Genomic DNA, 25577 nt, shown 5'->3' with positions numbered 1-25577 from the left:
CACCTTGAGGGGGCGCGGTAGGTCTTACTGCTCAGCAGATTGCCACCAATGCAACGCGCTGCGCTGGGAAATGGCCAGAGAGTGAGCGCGCGGGGCCGACGACGTGTCGGCCCCGCGCGCTCGTGTTGCGGCTCCCGAACCGGGTCTGTGGGGACGTCGGTGCGGCGGTTCGCGTGGTGCTGGTGGTGCCGGCGCCCGGGTGGACCGGGCGCTCCGGTGGTGCGGGTCGCTCGTGTGACGCGTGTGCGGTGATGCGGTGTGCGGTTGCGCTCAGTGCGCCGCCACGCGGGCCATCGGCCCGTGGTGCGACTGCATCGGCGCGGCGTTACCCGGTGCCGGTGCTGTCCGGCGCGGCTGTGCGACCGCTCCGTTCTGGACGTCCATCACGGCGTGCGCCACGAGACCGCCCATGGGGTCGTGTCTGATCAGGTCCCGGAGGCGGGAGCGCGATGAACGCCCCTCGTTGCCGGGGTAGAGGTGCTTGCCGAGCCCCACTGCGTGAGCGAGCGCGGCGAGCGCCGCGGTCCGCGGGTCCGGCGGTACGCCGGTGCGGATCGCACTGTCCAACCGGGCGCGGATGTCCCGGCTGATGGCTGTCTCCGTCGCCTGGTAGCGAGTCGTCGGCAGCACTCCGCACATCTGGCCCGCCACGGCATGCACCATGCCGCACCGCTCCAGATGAGCGAGATAAATCTGGCGGAGCCCCAGCCGGGGCCCGCCGATCCAGTGGACTGCCCGAACCGGGCTGCCACGCCTGCGCAGCAGTTCCAGTGCGGAGTCCAGTGTCGGATCTCCTGTCGGCCGTGCCATCACCACGGCGATACGATCCCCGTCCGGGGCTATCCGTCCTGCCAGAGCCAGCTCTACTAGCTGGGCCCCGGCCAGGCCGAGGTCGAGCGACTGCGGCTGCGCTGTGGTACCCGTGGTCGGGTCCAGAGCGAGCAGTAGAAGCTCTTCCGGAATCGTTCTGCGGCTCCTGCCCATCCATGCCTCCCCGCGTGGATGAATGACAGGGTGACCCCTCTCACATTGGTCTGTCGAGAGCGCCTGGGTGTTTTGTGCGTCAATCAAGACGTATGTCGTTCTCGTCCAGTGCAGCGGTTAAGCGCCCACACAGGACACTGGTAGATGGTTCGGACAGGCGGGATTTCCCGCGCGGCGTATCGCAGGAGGCATCGGTGGCGGGCGAGTCCCCCGACAAGTCGGAGCAGCGGAAGTCGTCGGGGGTGACGACTCCGGATACCAGCGATCCGAGGCTTGCGGTCTTCCGCGACGCATCGGAACCCGAAGCGAGTGCGGTGTCCGGCTCGCAGTCGGGTGACGCACGGCTGCGCGCGGCGGTCGCCGCGTGGGTGGCGAAGGCGGACGGGCCGTCTTCCCCGGACGCGGAGCCGTCGGAGCCGTCGGGGGAGGACGGCGACGCGGATGCCTCTGCGGCTGCTGACGGCGGCGCGGAGCCCGCAGGGGAGCGCGAGGGGCGCGAAGGTAGCGAACCGGCGGAGGGGGGCGCTCAGGGCGCCTCAGTCGCCGCGCCCGCGGACGTCGCTTCCTCGGGCGCCTCCGAGAACGCGGAGGCCCGTACGGACGCTTCCGGCGACGCGGATGACGTGAACGACTCGGACGGCGTGGACAGCTCGGACGGTTCGGGCGACGACGGGGATGCGGTGGCCGACGCGTCGAAGGGCGAGACGCGTGCGGACGAGGCGCGTGCGGGCGAGGCGCGTGCGGACGACGCGGAGGAGCCGGAGGCCGCCGACGCGAAGGCGGACACCGCCGAAGCGGATGCCGAGTCCGAGTCCGAACCCGGGTCCGGGGCAGGCCCCGAGGCGGACTCCACCGCCGATGCCGGTAAGGCGAAGCCGGAGGCGGACGCGAAGTCCGACACGGACGCGGACGCGGACGACGGCGGGGCCGACGACTCCGACGACACCGAGGGTGACGGCGCGAAGCCGGATGCCAAGGCAAAGGCCAAGGTCAAGGCCGAGTCGGATGCCGACGACGCCCCTGAAGCGGACCTCCCTGAAGCCGACGCCCCTGAAGCGGACGCGAAGGCGACCGCTGGCGACACCGACGCGAAGAAGCCGGCTGCCGACGACACCGACGACGCTGGCGACGGCGACACCGACGACGCCGAGGACTCCTCCGACGTCACGCAAGCAAACCCCGTCGACCAGCCCACCGGCGTCTTCCGTGTGCCCACGCGCCCCGTGGTCGACCGGCCCACCACCACCCTGAAGCGCAGCACCTTCGTGCCGCTGCGCCCCGACGACGTACCCGGTGAGCGGAAGAAGAAGCCCGCACCGGTCCCCGCGCCGGCCGGACCTCCGAGCGAGGCGCCCGCCGCCACGCTCACCGTTCCGACCTGGGCCGCTGGTGGCACCGGCACCGCGGAGGCCGCGCCCGCGGACATCGTCGAGCCGACCCGGCAGCAGCCGATGCCGCCCAAGCCGCCGCTCGATCTGCTGGCCGAGCTGACCAACACGCCGCCCCCGCGGCAGACCCCGGTACGCACCGTCGTGCGCCGGTTCAAGATCTGGACACCGCTGGTCGTACTGCTCCTGATCATCTTTGCGGTTGCGCAGGCCGTACGGCCGCTGCCGACGCCGACCCTCGGGCTCTCCGCGGAGCCGACGTACACCTTCTCCGGCGGCAAGCTCTCCATGCCGTGGCCCGGCCAGGGCCAGTCGGCCGTCACGGTCGACGGCGTCGGCAGCATGGGTACGGACGGGACGCAGACGCCCGCACCCATCGCGAGCATGGCCAAGGTGATGACGGCGTACGTGGTCCTCAAGGACCACCCGCTCAGCGGAAAGCAGCAGGGCCCGGAGATCACGGTCGACAAGCAGGCGGGCGACGAGGCCAATTCGCCCGACGAGTCGACCGCGCCGATCAAGGAGGGGCAGCACTTCACCGAGCGCCAGATGCTCGAACTGCTGCTGGTCCCCTCGGGCAACAACGCGGCCCGGCTGTTCTCCCGCTGGGACGGTCCCTCGGCGGACTTCGTCAAGAAGATGAACGCCGCGGCCAAGGACCTCGGGATGACGCACACCACGTACACCGACCCGAGCGGCCTGAACCGTACGACCCAGAGCACCGCGTCCGACCAGCTCAAGCTGGCCGCCGCGGTCATGAAGAACGACGTCTTCGCCGAGATCGTCAATCTGCCCCAGGTCAAGGTCCCCGGCATCGACACGACGATCTACAACAACAACACCCTGCTGCTGAACCCGGGAGTGAGCGGCATCAAGACCGGTTCGTCCACCCCGGCGGGCGGCAACCTGCTGTGGGCCGCCGACACGGTCGTCGACGGCAAGACGCGCCGGATCCTCGGTGTGGTGATGGGGCAGCAGAGCCCCACGAAGGTCGTGAACGACAGTCTCGACCTGGCGAAGGCCAACGGTCTCAAGCTGATCCAGCACTCCCAGAAGACCGTCACCTCGGCCACGGTCGTGAAGAAGGGTGACGTCGTCGGGTACGTCGACGACGGGCTCGGCGGGAAGACCCCCGTCGTCGCCACCAAGGACCTGAAGGCGGTCGGCTGGCCGGGCCTGAAGGTCGACCTCGAGATCGGCGACGGCGGCAAGGCCGTACCGCACTCCGCGAAGGCGGGCACGGTGGTCGGCCAGGTGACGGTCGGTTCCGGCACCGGCCAGGTGGCCGCCCCCGTCGCCCTCCAGAAGGACCTCGCCGAGCCCGGGTTCGGCGCCAAGCTGACCCGTCTGGGCTGAGGGCCGGCCGAGCGAGAGCCGGGCCGGGCCGCAGCCGCCCGCCGGGCCGAGCGAACGGGATGCAAGGAGATACCCCCGCCGGGGTTCACAACCGGCGGGGGTATCCCATATCCGGAGGGGGCGTCCCATTTCGTACGTGTTAGCGTCGCTGGGCAACTCTGGGCGCGGGGACTGCGTCCTCCTTCGCAGGAGAGCGAGCCTTGGTGACCACTGCAGAACCGACACGTGAAGAAGACGGGAGCAGCCCCCGCGCCGGGGGCCGGATACGCCTGCCCTCATGGGGCGAGTCGCCGCCCGGATCGCGCCCTTCCGGCCGCATGCCGTGGTCCTGGCTGACCCGCCACCCGGTCGTCACGGTGACCGCCGTGGCGGCGGTCACGCACATCCTCTGGTTCTTCTTCTTCGCCAACAGCGGCGGCGACATCGCGGCGCAGGACGCCTGGGCGGAGTTCGTCGGCCGGCACCCCGCGTCCGCGTACAACCTCGCCTGGTACGGCGGGATGCACCCCGTCTCGTACAGCGTCGTCTCCCCGTACCTGATGTCGGTGCTCGGCGTCCGGTCCACGATGATGATCGCCGGTACGGTCTCGGCCGCGCTGACCACGCTGATCCTGGTCCGCCTCCGCGCGGTCCGTAATCCGCTGCTGTGCGGGCTCGCCGCCGACTTCGCGCTGCTCTGCAACGCCCTGTCGGGGCGGGTGACGTTCGGGCTCGGCACGATGTTCGGGCTGGGCGCGGTGGCGGCGGTGTTCTGCTGGCCGCACCGCTGGCGGACGAAGCGCTGGGCGAAGGCCGCGGTCGCCGCCCCGCTCGCCGGGCTCGCGACGGCGAGCAGCCCGGTGGCCGGTCTGTTCCTGGGCGTGGTGGCCACCGCCCTCTTCCTCAACAAACGGCGCCCCGGCGCGTACGCCCTGGGGCTCGCCCCGGTCGCCGTGGTCGCGCTCTCCGCCTGGCTGTTCCCGTTCTCCGGCACCCAGCCGATGTCGGTGGGCACGGTCTCACTGCCCCTCCTGTACGGGATCCTCGTCCTCCTGCTGGTCCCGAAGAAGTGGCGGACCGTCCGTACGGGCGCGGCCGTCTACTCGGTGGGCGTCGTCCTGACATGGCTGATCGACTCGCAGATCGGCTCGAACATCTCGCGCCTCCCGATGGTCTTCGCCGGGGTGGTGCTGCTGGCGGCGCTGCCGTACACGGTGCCGCGCTCCCGCAAGTGGTACGCGGTGGTGATCGCGTTCATCGGCCTCAACGTGTGGATCGGCTTCAAGGGCGTCGACGACGTGGTGCGCACCGCGCCCGCCGCTTCCTGGAGCCGCGAACTCGCCCCGCTGGTCAACGAACTCCAGAAGCTGGGCGCGGAGAAGGGTCGGGTCGAGGTGGTCCCGGCCAGCAGCCACCGTGAGGCGTCGGCGCTCTCCCCGTACGTCAACCTGGCCCGCGGCTGGAACCGTCAGGCCGACATGCAGCGCAACCCGCTGTTCTACGACGACACCCTGGACTCTGCCAGCTACCGCGCCTGGCTGAGCCGCTGGGCGGTGCGGTACGTGGTGCTGCCGATGGGCCAGCCGGACTCCACCGGGGCGGGCCAGGAGGAGAAGCTGGTCCAGGACGGGCTGCCGTATCTGAAGCGGCTCTGGGGCGACGAGAACTGGCAGCTGTTCGCGGTCGACCGGCCCACTCCGATGGCCGACCCGCCGGGGACGGTGGAGCGGGCGGCGGAGGGCGAGTTGACGCTCCGGGTGAAGAAGGCGGGCCGGGTGCTGATCCGGATTCCGTACTCGCCGTGGCTGGGCCTGGTGGACGAGCACGGCAAGAGCGTCGAGCCTCCGCAGGAGACCGAGGCTTCCAAGGGCCGGGCGGACGGGGAGCCGAAGGTCTTCTCCAACGTCAACGGCTGTCTGGTGAAGACGGACAAGGACGCGGACGGCGACGAATGGACGGAGCTGCTCGCGCCGAAGCCAGGGGTCTACCACCTGGCTTCCCCCTACCAGCTGCCGCGCGGCACCCCGTGCCCGGACGAGCTGAAGGACACGCTTCCGGCGGGCGGCGCGGTCCCCGGGGGCGATGTGCTCCCGGCGGCGAGCAGCGCGAGCGGTCCGGGCGGCTCGGGCGGTTCGGACAGCGCCAGATAATCGCTTGCACCCACAACCTGGTGCCCCTAGCTTTCCGGCGAGGGGCACCAGGTTTCTTGGCTTCTTGGTTCCGGCCGACCTCCGGACCAGGGTGGCAGGGAAGCGCTGGTCGCATTCGCCGATGCCTACCGGGAGTTCGCCCTGGCGCATCCCGGTCGGTACGCGGCGACGCAGATGCAGCTGCCCCCGGAGGCCGTCGCCGGATCGCAGGGCCTGGTGTGCTGCGGTGAGGCGACGTACGTAGGTACGGGAGACCATGAGCAACCTGAGGACAGGTACGAGGACAGGTACGAGGAGTGGCACCCTCCGCGTACCCGGCGCGACGCTCTACTACGAGGTGCGCGGCACCGGACCGCTCCTGCTGGTGATCCCCGGCGGAGGTGGTGACGCCACCATCCTCGGCGGACTGGCGGACGGGCTGGCCGCGCGGTACACGGTGGTCACCTTCGACGCCCGCGGCTACTCGCGCAGCCTGCTCGACGGCCCGCCGGTCGATCAGCGGGTGGAGGTCCAGAGCGACGACGCGCACCGGCTCATCGAACTGCTGGCACCGGCGGGGGAGCCGGTGTACGTGTTCGGCATCAGCTCCGGGGCCATCGTCGGCCTGGACCTGCTGGTCCGCCACCCGGAGCGGGTCCGCCTGCTGATCGCGCACGAGCCCCCGGCCGTGGAGGTACTGCCCGACGCGGCGGAGCAGCGGGCGTTCTTCGCGTCGGTCCACGCGACGTTCCGCAGGCAGGGGACCGCGGCGGCGACCGCCGAGTTCGCCCGGGGAATCGGCTTCTCCGTACCGGAGGAGCCGGAAGAACCGAAGGAGACAGAAGTGACGGGGGAGTCGGCAGGGCCTGCGGCGGAGGACCCGGAGACGGCCGCGATGATGGCGCGTCTGACGGTCAACCTGCCGCTCTTCCTGGAGCACGAGGTGCGGCAGTTCACCTCGCACCCCTTGGATGTTCCCGCGATCAAGGCCCGGCGCGCGCAGCTGGTCCTGGCGGCGGGCCGGGAGTCGCGCGGCCATCTCCCGTACCGCCCGGCGGAGTTGCTCGCCGAGCGCCTGGGGCAGCCGTTGCTGGAGTGTCCGGGCGGGCACACCGGTGCGGTCGAGTACGCGGCGGAATTCGTCGAGTTGCTGCACCGGACGTTCGAAGCTGGAGCGGCGCCGGGGCTGTCCGAGTCCCGGTGAACTGACCCTCGGGAAAGGGATGGCGGCGTGGCCGATTCCCATACCTGCGGACGTGCCGAGTGGCAGCATCCCGGTACGTGACCGACGACCGAAGCGCTTTCCGGGCCATTCTCCGGACCGTGTTCTGCTGCCGACCAGGAGCTTCCTCATGAGCGATGAGCCGGATCAGCGCGGTCAGCCCGGTCAGACCGGTCAGCAGATCAAGAAACCGTTCCTGTACGTCGTCGTGTGCGCGGCCGGAATCGCCGGAGACGTGCACCAACTGATCACGGCCGCCCAGCAGGCGGGCTGGGACGTGGGGGTCGTCGCCACCCCGCTGGGCCTCGGCTTCATCGACGCGAAGGCGGTCGAGGCCCGGACCGGCTACCCGATCCGCTCCGCATGGCGTTCCCCGGGCGACCCGCGCCCGCTGCCGCCCCCCGACGCCATCGCCGTGGCCCCGGCGACGTTCAACACGATCAACAAGTGGGCGGCCGGGATCTCCGACACCCTGGCCCTGGGCATCCTGTGCGAGGCCTACGGCTTCGGCCTCCCGACCTGCGCCCTCCCCTACCTGAACTCGGCCCAGGCCGCCCATCCCGCGTACCGGCTGAGCCTGGAGCGGCTGCGGGAGATGGGTGTCCTGATCGGGTCGCACGAACCCCACGAGCCCAAGTCCGTTGGCGGGGCGGAGAGTTTGCGCTGGGAGGAGGCCCTGGAGCTGCTGACCCCGAAACTGCCGGGGCCGGCCTGACGCCCTTGCGGAGACGGGCGGGACAACGAAGGCCGCGCCGGTTCCAGGCTTTCGGCCCGGAACCGGCGCGGCCTTCGTTCAGCCCGCTACGAGACGGTGAGATGAACCGGGGCGGTGGCCTCCGACAGCAGGCCGGTCACCGGATCGGTGCCGACCGCGGTGAGTACCGTCCGGCCGGACCGGACGTGCGTGTCGCAGTGCCAGTTGCCGTTCCGGTCGGTGGGGAGGTTCACGCAGGCCGGTGCGCCGGACAGCGAGACGGTGATCAGTTCGCCCGCGGTGGCGGTGCCCTCGATCCGCACCTGGCCGGGGTGGACCGTGGCCCGGTCCGCCGGCCTGGTGACCGTCGGTGTCGGGGCCGGCTTGCCGGGCCTGCTCACCAGGGCTCCGGCGATGGAGGCCCAGGTGCCTTGGGACGCGGGGTTCTTCGTGCCGGTGACGGTCACCGTCAGCGTGTGCTGCTTGTCCGGGTCGAGACCGGTGCGGGTGAACACCGAGGTCGGCGTCGGGCTGCCGCTGTCGCGGTAGAGGTCGACCGCGGTGGGGGTGCCACCGTCCAGCGATACGTCCACGATGCCCTGGTTGCTGTAGGTCAGGGACTGAAGGGTGACGTTGTCCCCCTGGAAGGCCAGCTCCGCGTGGTCACCGGTGGTGTTGTTCCAGGTGTTTCCGCTGCCGGACTGCCAGGTGCCGCTGTACTGCCACTGGTTCGTCGCGCTGCCCGTGGTGTCGTAACCGATGTTCGTCACCACTCCGGGGGCGTGCGCGCCTTCCGGCAGTGACACCGGGACGGCAAGGTCGGTCAGCGTGCTGACCTTGAGGTTGTCGTACTGGTCGCCGCCCGAGTAGCCGTCGGCGACGAGGCCGACCTTGCCCGCGGACAGGGTGGTGTCGGTGACCGAGCCGACCCTGGTGCCGTCGACCGAGGCGATGATCAGCGATCCGTCGAAGGTGAGCGCCAGGTTGTGCCAGGTGTTCAGCCCGGCGGCCGAGGGCAGGGTTCCACCGGCGAGGGACTTCGGGATGTTCCCGGAGCCGTTCGCCAGGTTGATCGACCAGGCACCGGCGTCGCTGAGGGTGAGCGAGTAGGAGTTCACCTTCGACGGGTCGCCGGTCTGGGCGCCGAGGTTGCTCTGGCGGCCCAGGATCCCGACGGAGCCCGGCTTGGCGTTCCGTACGTCGGCGGACACCTGGTAGTTGCTCCAGGCTTTGCCGCCGCCCGTCGTGTACGGGTAGAACGACTCGTGGCTGCCCCACTCCAACGGCCGTACCGGGGTGTCGAGTTGGACGCACTTGCCGTGACGGCCCGCGCACGGCTGGACGCTGAACGCGCCCTCCATGTTGGCCAGGAAGCGGGCCTGCTGGCCCTGGGCGCCCTTGTCGAACGAGTCGGCGTACGGCAGCGGGAGCGGCTTGCTCGAAGGCGAGGCGGCGTTCCCCTTGTGCTGCCCGGTCGTGGTGGTGAACGAGTAGATGGAGTCGGGCTTCAGGGTCATCGTGACCGTGCCGTGCGCGTCGGGCACGAGCGTCCGGTCCTGTACGAACCACTGCGAACGGTCACCGGACACCAGGTCGGTGCTCCAGACGTGCACGGGCCGGGTGGACAGGCCGCCGCTGACCGTGAGCGAGACCTTCTGCGGGCCGGTGGCCCGGGTCGTCTCGACGACGGAACTCCAGTCCTGGTGGTCGGGCGACTTGAGGGTCACATAACTGCCGACCTGGTCGGAGGTCTCGCCTCCCAGATAGCCGCTCCCGCCGTCCAGGTACTGCCATCCCGGCTGCGCGAACTGCGTCGTGTGCGCGGTCACCCAGGTCGACATCCCGACGTCGTACCGGCCCGACCAGGGTTCGTTGGCCAGGACGAGGCCCTGGTCGGCGTAGGCCACGTCCGAGTAGGCCGAGGCGACGACGGGCCAGTTGACGCTCGCGGTCATCCGGCCGTCGACGTAGTCGATGTTGTTGGCGCGCGCCATCGGCAGGCCGCCGGCGCTGTACTGCATCGAGCCCTGCTCGCTGGCCCACAACGGTGTCTTCAGCGCCTGGGTGTCCGCCGAGGTACGGCAGTCCGTCTCCACGTTCGGGTAATCGGAGACCGGCGTGGGGCCGTTCCACCCGCAGGGGTAGTGCTCGCCGATGACGGAGACGGCCTTGGCGAACTCCGCGTCCTGGGCCATGGAGCCACCGACCTCGGAGAACGAGTCCACCTGATCGGCGGCCACCAGCTTGACGGCTCCGAACCCGTGCTCGTCCAGAGCGGCCCGCAGGTCCTTCCACCAGGCCGTGGTCCAGCCGCCGCGCTCGTTCCAGCCGCCCAGGTAGGAGATGGTGAGACCCTGTTCCTTGGCGCAGCCCAGCCAGTCGAGCAGGAACTGGATGCCGTTCTGCGAGTACATGCTCGAACCGACCCAGCCCGGCGCCGACCAGGTCAGCCCGCTGAGCGTGAGGTGGGGGTTGCGCTTCACCGCCTGGTGGGCGAGCCAGAACTCGTACCCCACCTTGCAGTTGATCACCCCGCGGGTCTCTTCGATGGTCTGCTCCGCGCCGGACGTGGTGTTCCCGTCCCCGCCGGTCTCCAGCTTCAGCATCTGCAGGTTCGCGCCGTAGCCGGGCTTGAAGAGGTAGTCGAGGACGGCGTCGCGCTGCGCGGGCGGGTAGTCGGTCAGCAGTCGGCTGTTGCCGCCGCCGCCGCTGATCGCGCCGATCCCGTCGAAGGTCCGGCCGGTGTCCTGACCGTTTACCGCGATCGAGGTGTCCGGTATGGCGGTTGCGGTTGTAGCTGCGGCTGTGGCTGCGTCCGCTCGGGCCGGGGCCAGCAGGACCGCCGCGGCGGCCATGAGCATGGCCAGAACAGCGGTGATCGCGACGAAACGATCCCCGCCGCTCGCCCATCGCCTCTGTCGGTAGGTGTCCCTGTATGTATCCCTGTACGTGTCCATGGGGCTGTCTCCTGGAGGACGACGTGTTCATCGGGTGGATGACGAAAGCTGTGGAATCCCGTCCGGAAGCCGGCCGGAACCTGTCCGGCCGGTCCGTGCCGGGCCCGGAGGCCCGAACGACCGGGGCCCGAAGGCCCGGCACGGACCGGACCCGGCCGGCCGGACAGTTCTGCGTTCCTGTTGTTCCTGTTGTTCCTGTTGTTTCTGTTGCTCCTGTGTTCCTGGGTTTCTACGCCCTTACGCCCTTACGCCCTTACGCCCCTACGCCACGGTCAGCGCGAAGACGTGGATCTTCGGACTGGCCGGGAGCTCGACGGTCGCGATGGTTTTCCCGGAGTCGAGGGGGATCTCGTTGCGGAACACCCGGTAGGCGCCACTGGTGTTGGCGTATCCGCCGGGTGTGTTGCGTCCCTGGGTGGAGACGGCCAGCGTGGAGCCGAACTCGGTCGGGCTGGAGTCCGCCCAGTTCGGGAACCCGACGGACGCGGTGCTGGTGGTGCCGTCGGTGTAGGCGACCGTGACGTGGTCGGTCACGTCACCGGCCTCGGACCCGAGGAAGGCGAGCGTGCTGCCGCCCCGGCCGGAGCCCTGGATCACCGCTGAACTGCCGACGACATTGTCGGGCGTGCCCGCGGCAGCCTTCGGCCAGGCGAACGCCGTGCCCTTCACCGTCACGGTGGAGCCGGGGGTGACGTCGGCCGCGGCGAGCTGTTCGGCGGAGAAGCTGTTGCCGGCTCCGTCGAAGTTGCCGGGCGTGACATCGGTCTGCGAGGTGATTCCCACGTTGTCGAACGCCGACGTCAGGCTCAGCGTCCCGGTGGTGGGCTTCGGGTTCCCCTTGTGGATGGTGAAGGTCTGCCGTGCGTCCGGCGTCCCGGGAGCGCCGGTGCCGGTGAGGGTGAACGTGGAGGTGGCGCCGGTGGCCGGGATACCCGTGATGCCCCCGGTGTCGGCGTTGAGCCGCAGACCGGCGGGCAGGGCGCCCGCGGTGACGCGGTAGCGGATGATCGAGGGGACGTTCGCGGCAGGCCGTGCCTCGTACAGCTTTCCGGCCGTCATGCCTGGCAGGCCGGTGTCCCGGAAGCCCGGCTTCGGGACGGTGACCGTCCGCGGCGCGCCGATGTCCTTGCCGGAGGCGTCGCGCTGCTGAAGCGACCAGGACGAGCCGGGCGTGATGACGCTCAGGTGCCAGTGCGTGGACTGGTCGCGGAACTGCGCGCGCTGTCCGTCGGTGAACGCGCCGAGGTTACGGGCCGTCTCCCACTGCTTGACGGAGTCCAGCAGCGCCGACGTGTTCTGCCCGCCACCGGTCAGGCTGGACACGGAGGTCTCGAACCCGGCACCGGCGTTCAGACCGGCGCCCCGCGCGAGCGTGTCCTCGACGTTCGGCAGACCGGTGTTTCCCGGCAGCGCGATCCAGCCGAGCATCCCGGGCAGGTAATTGGCCTGGTAGTAGGCGTTGTTGATGAGTACCTGGCTCATGCTGGTCGAGCCGACCTCGCCCCAGCTCGCCCGGGACAGCCCGTCCCAGATGTTCGAACCCATCCGGCTGGTCTCGGAGATGAAGCCGTCCTTGGCCTTCAGCTGCGCGTAGGCCCCGTTCACCATGCGAGCCATGCCGTACTGGCCCCAGCCGGCGTCCGAGGCGGACTCCAGCCCGTCGAACGAGGTCGCGGTGATGCCGGTGGTGTTCCAGATGTCGGCGAAGCGGGTGGCGACGGAGTTGATGATGTTCAGGTTGCCGTAGGCACCGCCGTAGCCGTTCATCTGCACCCGGGCAACGGTGTCACCGGCGGCGTGGGAGGCCGCCGCCGACGACCACTGCCCGCGGGCCAGTCCGGTCACCTGGCACTCGCCGTCGACCGTGCTGGAACCGGTGTAGGTCAGGAACTCCTTGCCGATCAGCAGCCGGCTGCCCTGCAGTCCGGCGGCCAGCGGGGCGCAGCTCGCCAGGGAGAGCGAGGTGTCGCCGGCTGCCAGCGGCCGGGTCAGCGTGGTGCTCTGCCCGAGTGCGAGATCGGGGCTGGCGGTGGGGCTGACGTAGGAGTCGTTCGTGTCGATGAAGTTCGACAGGGTGTGGGCGCCGACCGCGACCCCGTTGGAGCTGGACGTCTTCACCAGACCGGTCGCGGCGGCGTCGTTGCTGCCGAAGCTGGAATTGAACTGGTAGTGCCCGGCCGACTGCCAGGGACCGTCGGCCCCGGGCAGCGAGTAGACCATGTCGATGCCTGCGGCCTTGGCGAACTTGTCGGCCGCATCGACGTTGCCGGTGTTGAGGTCCGACAGGACGAGGATGGACTTGGAGGTCGCCTGCGCCGTCTTCTGCCACTGCCCGTCGATCGTCGGGTACGGCAGGTTCTGGCCCTTGGCGATCGTCGACAGCACGGTCGGCGCGAGATCCGGCGTGGTGCCGTACAGCGCGACCTCCGACCCGACGATTCCGCCGCCGCTGGGCAGCGGCCCGACCGGGATCCGGTAGCCGGAATCGTTCATTCGCAGGCGCTGCTTGGTGTAGTCGAAGGTGAAGGCGCGCAGCAGGTTGCCCCAGGAGGTGTGGCCGCCGGTGCTCCACTGCTCCAGCGGCGCCACCTGCAGATCGGAGGGGTTGTTCGACACCTCGCTCTCCCAGCCCATGCCGGTGTCCTCGCGGGGCCAGCCGCCCTCGGTGCGGTCGTTGAGGACCTTCATCCCCGCCGTGAAGCCGCTGTTGCCGGCGACGCCGGCCGACTCCCCGAGCGTGTCGGTGAGCGTGGTGGCCAACGGGCCCCACAGCAGGGTCTGTACATCGGCGCCGTGCGGCGCCTTGACCTTGGTGACGGTGAGCGTCGTGTACGTCGTCCGGTCGAGCACCGCCACATCGATCTCGGTGCCGGCGGCGGAGTTCCTGAACACCAGCTTGTCACCGGCCCGCTTCAGCGAGGTCGGCCTCACCTGCTTCCCGCCGATCACCAGACTGACCAGGGGAGCCGTACCGTGCCCTGCCACCAGGTAGTTCCGGCCGTTGCGGGAGTCGACCAGACTCGTGACCGCTCCGGTGTCGTCCATTCCCACGCGCAAGTACCCGGCGTTCACCAGGACATCGCCGGAATGGTTCGATCCGGTCGCGGCCGACGCGCTCTCCGCACCTATCGCTACCGGTCCGGCGGTCAGCATGCCGGTGACCGCGATCGTGGCGGTCAGACGTGCGGTGAGTTTCCGTCTCGGGTTCATTCGTTTCAGGTTCATGCGTGATGCGTCCTTCCACGGACGAGGATGTGCACTTCACGGTGGTGGTGCGGTGACGCGATGACGCGATGACGCGATGACGCGATGACGCGGTGGTGCGGTGGCACCGGTGGCACCGGTGGGACGACACACCCGTCGCTCTCGTGAACCCGACCCCTCTCCTCCCGGAGCGCATCGCAACGGGTGCCTCACGTGACCCGCCGGAGCAGTTGGGGACCGGCGGACGCCTCTCAGGACCCGGCCTCCCCTCCGTCCTTGATTAGATAACAAGACTTCTTTAACATTTGGAGAAGATAGTGCCCCGCTTCGACCGGCTGTCAAGAGGGGAACCAGAACGATCACCTCCGAATCCCACTCCCACTCCGACTCCGACTCTCACCCCGACTCCCGAACCCCGAATCGAGCGATGGGCCAGATGCAAATCACGGGCGGGGGCCCGTCCGCGCTGCGCAGGCGGAACTTGGCGACGATGCTCCACCAGGTGCACGAGCAGGGAGCCCGGACGGTCACCGAACTCGCCCGGTCCACCGGCCTGTCCCGGCCGACCTGCGAGGAGGGGGTGGCCGAGCTGGTGGCCCAGGGCTGGGCCGCCGAGACGGCGCCACCGGACCCGACCGCCGCGCGCCAGCCGGGACGGCCGGCCAAGCGGTACGAGTTCAACGCCGACGCGGGCCGGGTCCTGGGTGTGGACGTCGGCGCCCACAAGATCCTCGCGACGGTGGCGGACCTGCGAGGCACCGTGACCGCGGTCCGGCGTACCGACGTCGATCCAGCCCTCCCCGCCGCCGAGCGACTGGCGGCGATGGGCGACGCCGTCACCGCGTGCCTGGCCGCCGAACGCGCCCCCGGCCGCAGCCCGTTGCTCGCCGCCGTGATCGCCTCCCCCGGGGTCATCGACGCCGAGGGCCGGGTCGTCCTGTCCAACCCGCTGCCGGAGCTGACGGGGCTGAACCTGGTGGACGAACTCGCCCGGGTCCTGGGGCCCGGCAGGGTCGACGGCCCGATCCGAGCCGAGAACGACATGCGCCTGGCCGCTCTCGCCGAACAGTGGCGGGGCGTCGCGGTCGGCGTCCCCGACCTCGTGTACATCCACGCCGGCCACCGCCTGGGTGCGGCTGTCCTGATCGACGGCAAGCCCTATCGCGGCCACCGGGGCGCGGCCGGGGAGATCGGCACCCTCGGCCTCCTGGACTGGGCGAACAGCTACCGCCGACTGCTGTCCTACGCCCCCGACAGCACGACGATCGACGCGACGCTGCGGGTCTTCACCGACCTGCGCGAGGGCAACACCCTGGCCCGCGAATTCGTCGACCGCTTCGCCCGCGACATGGCCACCGGGGTCGCTGTCATGTCGATGACCATCGACCCGACGCTGGTCGTCGTCGGCGGCGGCATCTCCCTGGCCGGCGACGCCATCATCGAACCGGTCCGCCGGCACCTGGTCGACCTGTGCCTGTTCCCACCGGACATCGAAGCCTCGAACCTCGGCGACGAGTCCGTCGCGCTCGGCGCCGTACGCTTCGGCCTCCAGCAGGTGGAGGCCCGCCTGTTCGGGGCAGCTCCTTCGTTTCCCCGGGAGGCCGTCTGACGCAAGGGAATTGCCCTTGATGTGACGGCCACGTGCGACGGAACGGAACCGCTACCGACCTGCCCGGCCTCAGCCGGTTCGTCCAACGCCTCGAACGCGACCGTGACGCCGTTGTCGCGGGCCCGACCCTGCCCTGGAACTCCGGCGTCATGGAAGGCCATGCCAGCCGTATCAATGTGCTCAACCGCCCAGATGTTCGGCCGCGCAGGCTTCGAACTCCTCCCCGAACGCGCCCTGTTGGCGTGATTGAGCGTCACCTCACCATACGAACCGGACCGACTCCGAAGATCAATGACAAGCTACGAAGCATGAGTCGCCGCGTCACTGCTCATCCAGGGGTGCCTGCCGGGCAAGGAACTCCTCGAACGCCGCCTTCTGCTTCGGATCCATGAAGCCTTGACGGACATCGCGGGCCTTCTCCTGGAGCCAGTGCGCCTCGCCGGGGTCCAGGAGCTCGGCGACCACCACGCCTTGGCGAGCAACCGCTGTGCGCCCTCCTACGCGACGGCGGAAGAGCGTGAACGCGCCGTATTCCGCTGGGTGGGCCAGCTCCGGCTCCTCCGCTCCGGCCCGGTTCCTGTCCCCGGCGCCACGCATCGGGTAGGCGGTGGGGGCCCAGTGCTCCCAGAGCGCCAGGGTGGCTGCGGGCACCAGCACCGCGCGTTCCGCCTCTTCACCCCCCTCCCATATGAACGTGACAGCGACGGGCTCGCCGACCGCCTCGGCCAACCCGAGCACCCTCTCCACCTCGTCGTTGACCGGGTAGTCCACCACTGCATTGATCTGAATTCCCATGGCGCCTGAGGCTACTGGCCGCCTCTGACATGCCAGGCCCACAACTCCTGCTCGCGCCTCGTCGACCACGGTGCACCGGGTGGACCGTCCAGGACCGGCGCGGTCCTGCTCGTGAGGGCTCGTACTTCACCGTCCGCTCACGCATCGCTCCCTTGCGAGAACGTTGAACCCCCTGCCGGGCTGTGGCCTTGCCGCGCTGTCGCCCTGGGGCGGGCGGGTGTCGTCGCGTAGGTGCGGAACATGGCGGGCAGGTAGCCGGGGGCGTCGATCCGGCCGCGCCCGGCACCGAATTCCTTCGGGCCGTGCCCACCTCCGGCCACGGTGCTGAGCTGGTGCGTGCAAGGGCCTGCCGTGCTGTACTGGCGAGGTGGAGCGAAAGCACGCACTGGCATCGGTCACCCACCTGCGGCGACACGGCGGGGCGGCGTCCGACCGTGTGAGTGACCGGCGGGCCGAGCAGGTGCGCACCCGGGTCCGGCTCATGATCGAGATCACGGCGCAGGCAGGGGCGTACCGGAAAGGGCTGGTCGCGGCCGCTCTTCGCCTCAGCCCGGAGGAAGCGGCGATCCTTTCGGATCTGGAGCGCCACGGACTACAGGTGCCCCAGTTGCACGACGTGCTGTGCGGCGGCCATGTGCTGGTCGATGATCCGCAGCTGTACGAGGACTGGCGGTTCGCCAAGGTGAGTCACAAGCGCCTGTCCAGCCATCACCGTGACATCGACAAGGCGCTCTATCCCGACATCGGGATGAGCGGGGACGTGGTGCGCGAGAAGCTGCACGGACGCACCGCCCAGGGCACCTGGGTGCAGTTGGAGAAGACACCGGCTGCTTTCGGCGGGCGGAAGCTGCCCACGGTGAGCGACCTTCGCCACCTCATGGACTACGTGGTCTACCGGGTCACGCGCAGCAATGTCGGGCCCTGGGGGCTCTCCCGGATGACCGAACGGCGCCCGCTGTACCTGGCGCCGCTCCTTACCGTGCCGACGTCCCTGACGCCCCCGGTCGCGCGGGTGCTGACCCAGGCACTGCGCCGGATCGAGGAGGCCGACGACGTCACTGCCGTTTCCGCGGACCTGGCGGCTCGGTTCCCGCCTCCGGACCGGGAGGACCTGGCCGGCGAGCTGGGACAGTCGCTGTCCGGCAGGGCGGGCCGTGGTCTGTTCGGCAACTCCGAGGTGTCGGTGACCGAGACCCTCTCACGCAGCGCTGCCACGGTGCTCCGTGAGAGTCGTGTGCCGCCTGCGGTAGAACTGTTGCAGCCGGGAGGACCGTCATGAGCGGCGACGATCAGCGGGATGTTCCACCTGCGGCGCCGTCGGACGCGGGTGCTGCGTCCGCCCCTTCGGGGCTGGTGTCGGCCGTGGTGAACCTGGTCGACACAGGACCGGTGCTGCTCGGCGCGTACACCATCGCGGAGCTCACCGCTGTGGACGCGATCGTGGACTTCCTGGAGGCCAGGCCGTCGGACGACGTGATCGCCGAGGCCGTCCGCTCGCTGGCGGCCCGACAACTGCTGCTGGCGGGTGACACGGGCGAGCAGGTTCAGGTGCAGGGAGACCTGGGCATCGCCGTGGCGTTCCAGCAAAGGGCCCGCAAGGTGCTCGACGCCCGCACGACCGGGTCGGGTCCGGGTGAGCCGTGGCGGATCCTGTTGCTCCCCCAACCCGAGCGGATCTGTCTCATGGTCCGCATCGATGCGCTCGGCGTCCACCAGATGGGGCTGTACAAGCTCGACGAAGCCCTGAACATGCTCACCGAGTGGCTGCCCCGAGGCTCGTCGGCGGCCCCTGATGAGGCAGCGGACACCGAGGCCGTGCTCGCTGCCGCGGAGCGCTCCGCGCTGATCACCGTCACCGACTACACGGCGCAGGGATCGGCCGAGACCGCGGGCAGCAGCAGGGATCTGGTGCTGGCCCGCAGTGGCGGACGGCTGCACGTCCTTGCCCGGGACCCCGGCGACCGGGAGAAATTGGTGCCGGACCCCGACGCAGGCAAGGACAACGTCCGCGAACGGCTCGTCGGCCTGCTGACGTAGACGACTGCCGAGAGCCCCTCCCTGGGGGAGAAACCCCCAGGTCAGAGCGGTAATGCTTTGTGCCCCCGGCAGGATTCGAACCTGCGACACCCGCTTTAGGAGAGCGGTGCTCTATCCCCTGAGCTACGAAGGCGGGGATCTGCCGGAAACCGTGTCCGAAACCCGGCCCGGGTGGGCGAGGGATTCAGGCCGGTCAGCCGACAGGGTTGTGGTGACCGGGCCTGTGAGGGCTAGGTCACCGCGGACAGTGTAGCGGGTGGGGCGGTGTCGGTCCGAGCGGCCGGGGAGCTGGGGAGGGTCTCTGGGGTGGGAAGGCCGGGTGCGGTGGTGGGGGGCCTGTTTCTCAGACCGATCTGAACCTTCAGTCGTGCGGCGACGCTCTTCGCTCACTCCAGCCGATACGGGCCCCTGCGGGTTGCGCGGGAGCCCGTGCGTGCGGTCTTCTGCCGTAGCCACTGCGTGAGCGGTGTCGTTGAAGGCGGGACGGGTTGGACTCTGTGACACGAGACGAGCTGATGAGGTCGCTGGCCGCGCTGCGGCAGGCACAGATCGGCAGCCGCCGGGCGCCGCACAAGCCGTTGCTGGTGCTCTGGCTGCTGGGGAGGTTCTCCGCGTCCGGCAGCACCGCAGTCACGTACGGCGAGGCGGAAGACCCCGTCAGCCGGCTGATCAACGACTTCGGTCCGGCCGTGACGAGCGTCGCCCGCGCGAGGCAGCGGGCCGCCATGCCGTTCGTGCACCTGGAACGCGACCTGTGGGATCTGCGGGACCGGGACGGGGTACCCATCGGGCCGGACGTAGCCGAGCGGGGTGGCCTCCTGCGGGATCGGGGTGCTCATGGGCGGCTGCGGCCCGAGGTCGAGATGCTGCTGGCCGATCCGGGGACCCTCGCGGCGGCGGCCCGGCTCCTGATGGAACAGCACTTCACTCCGGCGTTGGACGTGCTCATCCGCGATGCCGTCGGGCTGGATCTGGCCGATGCCGATGCCGACGCCGACGAGACGGAGCAGGCGCCGAGGGGGAGGAGACGGCGGAGGCGGCGGGCCGGGTTCGCCGAGGAGGTGCTCCTTGCCTATGGGTATGCCTGTGCCTTCTGCGGGTTCGACGGCGCGCTCGGGCGTCACCCCGTGGGGCTGGAGGCCGCGCACGTACGGTGGCACAGCCAGGACGGCCCCGACGAGGTGAACAACGGGCTGGCGCTGTGCTCCCTGCACCACACGCTCTTCGACCTCGGGGTTCTGGGGCTCCTGCCCGATCTGCGCATTCAGGTCTCCCAGCTGTACGTGGCGCGAAGTCGGGCCGGCCGGGCCGTCGACGACCTTCACGGACAGCCGGTCGCGACGGGCAGACCCGGGCGACCCGCTGTCGAGCCGGAGTTCGTCGTCTGGCACGGGAAGCAGGTCTTCAAGCGCCCGGGGGCGCAGGTGGGGCGATAGGAGGCGATAGGAGTGAGAGGGATCTTGAACTCGGCTGTAGTGAGCTGTAGTTGGGATCTGGGGGGTGGGCGGGACGTGCTCGCGCCCTGTGTCTATGCGCGAAGGTGATTGCAGGACCGCCTTTTCGGTCGTACCTGCGCACGACCTCTGGACCGTCACTTGGCCCGCCCCTATCGTCTGGCATCCGATGTCAGAGTCGTCGAGCCTCGGGACGGTACTGCTCATGAGACGTTTCATCCGGCATGTCCTGCCGGTCGTACTGCTCGTCGTCGGCGCCGCTCCCCTCGGAGTCGCGGGCGCCGCCTCCGCCTCCGCCTCGCCCGTCACTGCCGCTGCCGCCGCCGTCAATCGCGCTCCGGCCGTTCAGCCCGGGATCCGCGAATGGCGCGGCGGACACGGTGAGTTCCGTCTGGCGCCCCGCTCCCGGATCGTCCTCGGTGGCGCCGATGCCGCCGAACTCCGTTCCACGGCACGTACGTTCGCGACCGATCTGGGGGCTCTCGCCGGGCGCACCCTGCCCGTCGTCACCGGTACTCCGAAGGCTGGTGACATCGCGTTGCGGTCCCGTAGCGCCGATGCCCAACTCGGGGCGCAGGGCTACGCGTTGAACATAGGTAACGTCCTGGAGGTGGACGCCACCGGGGACGCCGGGGTCTTCTACGCCACCCAGACCATCGAGCAGGCCATCAGGCTCGACGACCGCCACACCTCGATCCCGCGCGGCACCGCCCGCGACTGGCCGGACGTCGAGCAGCGTGCGCAGATGCTCGACGTGGGGCGCAAGTTCTTCTCCATCGGCTACCTCAAGACGCAGATCCGTGAGATGGCCTGGCAGAAGCTCACCACCTTCCATCTGCACCTCACCGACTGGGAAGGCTTCCGCATCCAGCTGCCGCAGTTCCCCGGTCTTGCCGCAGCTGACTCCTACAACCCCGCTGACCTGCGGGAACTGCAGGACTATGCCCGTACGTACCATGTCGACGTCATCCCCGAGATCGACCTGCCCGGCCACGCCACCCCCCTCACCACCTACGATCCGAAGCTGCGCTTCGCCTGTACCTCGATGGACCAGGGGAAGTGGCCCGGTGGTGAACTCGGCGGCTGGACCCTGGACATCACCAAGCAGCACACCCGTGACTTCGTGCACGATCTCCTCGAAGCCGTCATCCCGTTGTTCGACAGCAAGTACGTGCATGTCGGCGGCGACGAGATCGGTCTGGACGACAAGAAGAACGCCTGCCCGGAGCTCGTCTCCTACAAGAACGCGCGTGGCTTCGGTTACGCCGGGGACGTCTTCGTCGACTTCCTCAACACCCTGAACAAGCAGGTGCGTTCGCACGGCAGGACCACCGAGGCGTGGGAGTGGTGGGACCAGTACGGACAGCAGTCCTCGATCGCACCCGACAGGACGATCGTCCTCGACGACTACATCGACAGTGATCCGTCGCCGCTGGTCGCCAAGGGCTACACCGTGGTCGCCTCGCCCGAGCCCGTGCTGTACGTGAGCCCCGGCTTCGGGCAGAAGATCGGCGACTACGGCTACGTCGACATCGGTGACACCTACGAGAACTACGCGTTCCCGACACCGGCGGTGGGCGGCGGACGGGTTCTCGGCTACAAGGTCTCCCGGTGGTCCGACAGCGCCGAGACGCAGAGCACCGCGTTCTTCGACCACTTCGCGCGCCGGCCCCTGGAGGTGTTGGCCGAGCGCACCTGGGGCTCGCCGCGGGTTCCCTCCGCATGGACGTTCCTGAGCCAGGTGGATGCCATCGGTGGCCCGCCCGGCAGCACCGCGTTCAGCCTGCGTGCGCTGCCCAAGGCCGGGATGACGGTCAGCACCGACAGCGAGGAGACCACCGCGGAGGACGGGCGCGCGATCAATGTCCTCGACGACGATCCGTACTCGGCCTGGCACACGGCCTACAGTCCGGCCGCGGCACCGATGCCGCACCACATCACCCTCGACCTGGGCGCGAACCGGCAGCTCGCCGGGTTCCGCTACCTGCCCCGGCAGGACGCCGGGACCAATGGGCGCATCGGGGCCTGGACCTTCGACGTCAGCTCCGACGGCGTCCACTGGCGTACGGCGGCCCGGGGGACCTTCGCCGACGACCAGACGGAGAAGGAGATCACCTTCCCGACGACCTCGGCACGTCACGTCCGGCTCACGGCGACCTCCGCGGCGAACGGCCTGCCGTACGCGGGGGCGGCCGAACTCACCCTGCTGCGGCCCGATTTCGACAGCGGGCCGGACAAGTCCTAGTGGGACGGACCCGGCCGGCCCGGGATGTCACCCGGGATGTCAGAAGACGTCGGTGTGGTCCCCGGTGGCCGTGGCGGACGTCCGTGTCCCGTCCGGGGCGGTGCCGGACACCGTCAGGTTCGGCGTGAATCCCTGGTCGAGGTCGGCCTGGGTGATCATCCGCCGGCCGCTCGCCGCGCCCCGGCAGATGTAGTCGGCGCCGGGCGCGAGGGTGGCTTGTGCGCACGCCGCCAGGTTGCCCAGATCGCCGGTCAACTGCACGTCGGTGAGCGGGGTGTTGAACGGGGTTGGACACCCGGATCCAGTACGACATGACGTCGTCGAGCGCTCCGGTGGCACCTGCTGCCTGGATGTTGTCGAGGACCGGCAGCGCCGATATCCGGGGCGCCGCCGGGGCGTTCGCGGCGGGGGTCACGCTGACGGTGGCCGTGCCGTAGGCGTGTGCGTCACGTACGGAGTAGACGGCCTTGAGCTGCGTCCGGCCCGTCGCGGTGAGGGGTACGTCGACGGGCAGCGTCACGGTGGCGCCCTGGCCCGGCTTCAGCGCCGGGACCGTCACCGCGGACGCCTTCCATCCGGCGGGCAGCTCGATCTCCGTACGGCCGGTCGGCAGGGGCTGGTCGTTCTGGTTGACCACACGGATCGACAGGTCCGTCCGCTCCCCCGCCTTCACTTCCTTCGGCGCGGTGACCGTGACGGGGGCGCAGACCCCGCCGAGCCACTTGAGGTCGAAGGAGGAGTAGGTGATGTGCTGGTAGCCGGAGCGTTGCCGGGGCTTCAAGACGCCCCTGGTGAGCCGTCAAGGGGTCCGTGGGACGGGTGAGTTGAGATGCCGTGACGCGAGAACGGCGAGCGGGGCGCGGCGTCCCGGAGGCGCCGCGCCCCGCTCGCTGATGCCTGGGAGGCTCATGTCAGGGAGGCTCATGTCAGGGAGGCTGATGCCCGGGTGGTCGATGCCCGGGTGGTCGATGCCCCGGGGGTCGATGTTCGGGAGCACGGACCCGCGCCTCCCCGCGCACTCCGGGATCTCGCCGGAGCGTGACTGGCTGACAGCTTCCTGAAGCCGCGGACCGGCCGGTGTCCGGAAGCGAGCGACGGGGTCTTCCCCGAGCCGGCGTACTCACGTGGGCGGGCTCGGAGAAGACCCCGGTGCGGGATCGCCGGGGATCCGTCCGATCCCCGACAGCCGTGTCTGTCAGGAACGGAACGACAGCAGCTGGGCCGGGTCCGTGCTCTGCGGAGCCGTCACGGCCGAACCGTGCTTGTCCAGGCTCAGGGCGAGCCCGCTGTAGCGGTTGACCAGGCGGTACGTGCCGGTGGCCTTCGAGGCGCCCCCCTTGGCCGGGGACTTCACGATCTCCTGGAGGTACCACTGGGCGGTGGCCGGTGTCTCGGCGCCCGCCGTACCGGACGATACGGCGGCGCCCCAGGCGCGGCCCTTCGTCCCGTCGGCGACGCGCAGCGGGCGCCCGTCGCCTCCGGTGACCGTGTAGAAGCCGTCACCGGTGCCGGTGACCTGCCACTTCTGGGGCTTGCCACCGGCCAGGGCGTTCGGACCGGACAGTGCGTTCGGACCTGCCAGTGCGTTCGGACCGGACAGGGGGACCGGCTGGGACAGGGCGACCGGCTTCCCGCCGGAGAGCGCGAGCGACCTGCCGTTCGCGGCCTTGATCTGCCGGGCCTTGCCGCCGGTCGGGGAGGCGGGCAGCTCCGTCTTCGACGTGGGCTCGATGGTGATGTCGGCGTACTCACCCGTGTACGTGTCGCAGTAGAACGAGCAGTACGAGCGGAACGTCCGGCCCACCACGTTGGACGTGGTCTTCGTCTCCGAGTCGAGGAACCACCGGTACCACGAGGCGTTCTGGTTCTCCGCGACGCTGCCCATGTCCACCCACTTCTGGGTGGCCAGGTCGTCCGTCGCGTAGAAGTGCAGCGGGGACTTGGTGTCGGTGGCCTGGGCGATGTTGTTCTGCGGGGTGCCGATGTACTTGCCCAGGTAGGCGTTCCAGGTGATGTTCATGACGGTCAGCTGGGAGTTGTCCGGCATGGCGCCCTGCGTGACCTGGTCCGCGGCCTTCCCGGCGGTGGACGGCTGGTACTCGTCGGCGGGTGCGGTGTAGCCGGTGCCGTTGCCGTCCGACGGGATGATGTTGGATTCCGCGCCGCCGGTGCCCGGCGACTGCCAGGTGCCGTCGTGCCACTTCCTCCATGAGGACGGCGCCATCTTCTGCGCGATGGGCGCGCGCGCCACGTGCTGGTGCCAGACGCTGCCGCCGCCGGACTTGTTCAGCACGCGGTCCGCGTAGAAGACGTAGAAGTACCCCGAGGCGTTGTCCACGTACAGGCGCGGGTCGCCGTCGCCGTAGTCGTACGTGTCCTTCGGGAACTGGCCGGTGTCGTCGCGCTTCGTGCTGTACGGCGAGGTGATGACGTGGTCCTCGATCGACCAGGTCCTGCCCTGGTCCTTGGAGACGGCGTAGTCGATGCCGTCGTAGTGCATGCCGTCGCCGAAGGGCTTCGGCGTGAACTCGTTGTGCACCAGGCCGTACCAGTCACCACTGCCCGGATCGACCCACACGCCCGCCAGGTCGCAGTAGTTGGGCTGGGCGTAACCCGTGGAGCCCGGGGTCGGGGTGGCCTCCTTGCCGGTGGGGCTGTTGTTGCAGCGCCATGTCGTGTCGTCGTTGCGGTCCTGCGCGTTGGCGGGGTTCACCGCGCCGGATATCGGGTCGGGCTTCGCGGAGTCGAAGTCGGCGCCGCTGAAGAACGCCCAGGTGCGCGGGTCGTTCGCGCCGTACAGGGCGTCCGACTGCTGGTAGTAGAACCGGCCGTCCTTCGCGGTGAACACTCCGGCCGGGGTGTCGTCGGGGTTGTCGTACGCGACGGGGGCACCGCCCGAGAGCCGGTACGCCGGGCCGGGCGCCGACCCGGCGGTCCACTGCTGGGTGAGCTGCTTCGGGTCGCACGAGGCGAGGCCGACGCGCGAGTGGTTCACGACCTGTCCTTGTACGGCCACGCACTTGCCGGACTTGGCGCTGTAGATGGTGCCGTCGGGCAGGTACCTGAACTTCTGCTGGTTCACCCGCGCGCAGTCGTAGAGCTGGACGAGCGCGCCGGTGGCGTCCGAACCGCCGGTCACGTCCAGGCACTTGCCGAGCACCTTGAGGGTGCCGTCGTCCGCCCAGCTGAACTGCTGGGCGGTGCCTCCGTTGCAGTCGAACAGCTGGAGGGCAGTGCCGTTGGCCGAGCTGCCGTCGGTGACGTCGAGACACTTGCCGCCGAGGGTCACCGTCCCGGAGGCCGCGGCTGTGCTTGCGGTGTTTGCGGTGCTTGCGGTGCTTGCGGTGTTTGTGGTGCCTGCGGCGGTTGCAGCGTTCGCGGCGGGCAGGCCCGCCACCCCCGCTGCCACTGCCATGGTGAGCGCGGACGTGGCCGCGAGTGCGGCCCGTCGTCCTGTTCCTGGCTTCACTGTTTCTCCCTCGGAATCACGTGATGAAGGTGGTACGGGGGGACTGCGCCGAACT

The 25577-nt window shown here is 69.9% G+C and carries 17 protein-coding genes, 1 tRNA gene and 1 pseudogene; 11 read left to right on the top strand and 8 right to left on the bottom strand.

The features are described 5' to 3' along the window. Positions 1 to 270: 270 nt before the first annotated feature. Positions 271 to 984 carry a GOLPH3/VPS74 family protein gene (locus OG709_RS14705; RefSeq protein WP_250301324.1) on the bottom strand — a complete coding sequence of 238 codons (714 nt, stop codon included), beginning with the start codon at positions 982 to 984 and terminating at the stop codon, positions 271 to 273. Between the two features lie 194 nt (positions 985 to 1178). Between OG709_RS14705 and OG709_RS14700 the strand changes: the two genes are divergently transcribed. The 5 genes from OG709_RS14700 (at position 1179) to OG709_RS14680 (ending at position 7773) form a co-directional block, all read left to right on the top strand. Further along, the gene (locus tag OG709_RS14700; RefSeq protein WP_329166444.1) at positions 1179 to 3728 is read left to right on the top strand and encodes a D-alanyl-D-alanine carboxypeptidase; all 2550 of its coding nucleotides are present in this window, start codon (positions 1179 to 1181) and stop codon (positions 3726 to 3728) included. A gap of 203 nt (positions 3729 to 3931) precedes the next feature. Then, complete coding sequence (locus tag OG709_RS14695) at positions 3932 to 5857, top strand: MFS transporter (RefSeq protein ID WP_405685502.1); 1926 nt, start codon at positions 3932 to 3934, stop codon at positions 5855 to 5857. Between the two features lie 105 nt (positions 5858 to 5962). Continuing rightward, positions 5963 to 6244 carry a TetR-like C-terminal domain-containing protein gene (locus OG709_RS14690; RefSeq protein WP_329169119.1) on the top strand — a complete coding sequence of 94 codons (282 nt, stop codon included), beginning with the start codon at positions 5963 to 5965 and terminating at the stop codon, positions 6242 to 6244. Then, a complete protein-coding gene (locus OG709_RS14685) occupies positions 6195 to 7040 on the top strand; it encodes an alpha/beta fold hydrolase (protein WP_323136659.1) in 846 nt (281 codons plus the stop codon). The genes OG709_RS14690 and OG709_RS14685 overlap by 50 nt, the downstream gene beginning before the upstream one ends. Positions 7041 to 7188: 148 nt before the next feature. Then, positions 7189 to 7773 carry a flavoprotein gene (locus tag OG709_RS14680; RefSeq protein ID WP_329166442.1) on the top strand — a complete coding sequence of 195 codons (585 nt, stop codon included), beginning with the start codon at positions 7189 to 7191 and terminating at the stop codon, positions 7771 to 7773. Between the two features lie 86 nt (positions 7774 to 7859). On the opposite strand, the gene OG709_RS14675 is transcribed toward OG709_RS14680, so the two are convergent. Together OG709_RS14675 and OG709_RS14670 are read right to left on the bottom strand one after the other, a co-directional pair. Continuing rightward, positions 7860 to 10709: a galactosylceramidase gene (locus OG709_RS14675; protein ID WP_329166440.1), complete on the bottom strand. Its 2850-nt coding sequence runs from the start codon at positions 10707 to 10709 to the stop codon at positions 7860 to 7862. A 261-nt stretch (positions 10710 to 10970) separates the two neighbouring features. Beyond that, entirely contained in the window at positions 10971 to 13934 is a 2964-nt protein-coding gene (locus OG709_RS14670) for an Ig domain-containing protein (RefSeq protein ID WP_329166438.1), read from the bottom strand. A 406-nt stretch (positions 13935 to 14340) separates the two neighbouring features. Between OG709_RS14670 and OG709_RS14665 the strand changes: the two genes are divergently transcribed. Then, on the top strand, positions 14341 to 15522 hold the full coding sequence (locus OG709_RS14665) for an ROK family transcriptional regulator (RefSeq protein ID WP_250301331.1): 1182 nt from the start codon (positions 14341 to 14343) through the stop codon (positions 15520 to 15522). Positions 15523 to 15843: 321 nt separating this feature from the next. Here OG709_RS14665 and OG709_RS14660 read toward each other — a convergent pair whose 3' ends face one another. Then, entirely contained in the window at positions 15844 to 16317 is a 474-nt protein-coding gene (locus tag OG709_RS14660) for a hypothetical protein (protein ID WP_266642528.1), read from the bottom strand. Positions 16318 to 16684: 367 nt separating this feature from the next. On the opposite strand from OG709_RS14660, the gene OG709_RS14655 reads away from it, so the two are divergent. Together OG709_RS14655 and OG709_RS14650 are read left to right on the top strand one after the other, a co-directional pair. Beyond that, on the top strand, positions 16685 to 17596 hold the full coding sequence (locus tag OG709_RS14655; protein ID WP_250301333.1) for a hypothetical protein: 912 nt from the start codon (positions 16685 to 16687) through the stop codon (positions 17594 to 17596). Further along, on the top strand, positions 17593 to 18354 hold the full coding sequence (locus OG709_RS14650) for a hypothetical protein (RefSeq protein ID WP_266642531.1): 762 nt from the start codon (positions 17593 to 17595) through the stop codon (positions 18352 to 18354). Before OG709_RS14655 ends, OG709_RS14650 begins: the two co-directional genes overlap by 4 nt. 60 nt (positions 18355 to 18414) lie before the next feature. Here the strand turns inward: OG709_RS14650 and OG709_RS14645 are convergent. After that, positions 18415 to 18487 (bottom strand) — tRNA-Arg (locus tag OG709_RS14645). A gap of 364 nt (positions 18488 to 18851) precedes the next feature. Here OG709_RS14645 and OG709_RS14640 point away from each other — a divergent pair. Next, positions 18852 to 19790, top strand: coding sequence for a phosphorothioated DNA-binding restriction endonuclease (locus tag OG709_RS14640; protein ID WP_329166435.1), 939 nt, complete (start codon positions 18852 to 18854; stop codon positions 19788 to 19790). A gap of 223 nt (positions 19791 to 20013) precedes the next feature. Then, entirely contained in the window at positions 20014 to 22053 is a 2040-nt protein-coding gene (locus OG709_RS14635) for a family 20 glycosylhydrolase (protein ID WP_329166433.1), read from the top strand. A 39-nt stretch (positions 22054 to 22092) separates the two neighbouring features. Here the strand turns inward: OG709_RS14635 and OG709_RS14630 are convergent, their stop codons facing one another. Further along, the gene (locus tag OG709_RS14630) at positions 22093 to 22308 is read right to left on the bottom strand and encodes a hypothetical protein (protein ID WP_329169277.1); all 216 of its coding nucleotides are present in this window, start codon (positions 22306 to 22308) and stop codon (positions 22093 to 22095) included. Between the two features lie 32 nt (positions 22309 to 22340). On the opposite strand from OG709_RS14630, the gene OG709_RS14625 reads away from it, so the two are divergent. Next, a complete protein-coding gene (locus OG709_RS14625; protein WP_266645176.1) occupies positions 22341 to 22490 on the top strand; it encodes a hypothetical protein in 150 nt (49 codons plus the stop codon). A gap of 83 nt (positions 22491 to 22573) precedes the next feature. Here the strand turns inward: OG709_RS14625 and OG709_RS14620 are convergent. After that, a pseudogene (locus tag OG709_RS14620) lies at positions 22574 to 22690 on the bottom strand (hypothetical protein); the annotation flags it as partial. Positions 22691 to 23248: 558 nt separating this feature from the next. After that, positions 23249 to 25522: a ricin-type beta-trefoil lectin domain protein gene (locus tag OG709_RS14615; RefSeq protein ID WP_329166431.1), complete on the bottom strand. Its 2274-nt coding sequence runs from the start codon at positions 25520 to 25522 to the stop codon at positions 23249 to 23251. Positions 25523 to 25577: the final 55 nt, after the last annotated feature.

Source organism: Streptomyces sp. NBC_01267 (genome assembly GCF_036241575.1).
GTDB lineage: Bacteria > Actinomycetota > Actinomycetes > Streptomycetales > Streptomycetaceae > Streptomyces.
The sequence above is the reverse complement of the archived record's forward strand: the minus strand, read 5'-3'. Positions and strand labels throughout refer to the sequence as shown.

Coding starts and splice junctions, on each gene's coding strand:
- OG709_RS14670 (WP_329166438.1), bottom strand. CDS start 13,934: ATGAACCTGAAACGAATGAACCCGAGACGGAAACTCACCGCACGTCTG.
- OG709_RS14680 (WP_329166442.1), top strand. CDS start 7,189: ATGAGCGATGAGCCGGATCAGCGCGGTCAGCCCGGTCAGACCGGTCAG.
- OG709_RS14665 (WP_250301331.1), top strand. CDS start 14,341: ATGGGCCAGATGCAAATCACGGGCGGGGGCCCGTCCGCGCTGCGCAGG.
- OG709_RS14705 (WP_250301324.1), bottom strand. CDS start 984: ATGGGCAGGAGCCGCAGAACGATTCCGGAAGAGCTTCTACTGCTCGCT.
- OG709_RS14635 (WP_329166433.1), top strand. CDS start 20,014: ATGAGACGTTTCATCCGGCATGTCCTGCCGGTCGTACTGCTCGTCGTC.
- OG709_RS14650 (WP_266642531.1), top strand. CDS start 17,593: ATGAGCGGCGACGATCAGCGGGATGTTCCACCTGCGGCGCCGTCGGAC.
- OG709_RS14660 (WP_266642528.1), bottom strand. CDS start 16,317: ATGGGAATTCAGATCAATGCAGTGGTGGACTACCCGGTCAACGACGAG.
- OG709_RS14675 (WP_329166440.1), bottom strand. CDS start 10,709: ATGGACACGTACAGGGATACATACAGGGACACCTACCGACAGAGGCGA.